1 protein-coding gene is annotated in these 288 nt (G+C 53.1%); it reads right to left on the reverse strand.

Translation table 11 applies throughout. The annotated features are described in order from the left end of the window. Positions 1–38: 38 nt before the first annotated feature. On the reverse strand, positions 39–288 hold a 250-nt coding region (locus AC1RPN_RS08880; protein WP_481763824.1), incomplete at its 5' end, for a hypothetical protein.

A 288-nucleotide genomic window follows, 5' to 3' on the forward strand; every position in this document is an offset into this window, starting at 1 on the left:
CGCTGAGATTTACGTCGTTGATGTGAATTCATGGGGCCTCAAATGGTCTCGATTCGTTGCTTCAGGGCGTTGCCTCGGAAGTAAGCGATGCCGTTGACCTCGATGTTCAGACGTGCGCAACAGAACGAGATAGGGTCCTCGCCTGCTACTACCAGCACACGTGGAGTGTTGGCAAATCGCGTAACCAAATCGCGAGTCTTGTCTAGTTTCGTGTTGGTCGATTGGGGGCTCAGGTTTGTGAGTACCAACATACCCGGATCGCGCAGTACTTCGGTGCCGTCGTACTTT

The sequence above is a fragment of the Dellaglioa sp. CoH-57-MRSF-20 genome, assembly GCF_056781955.1.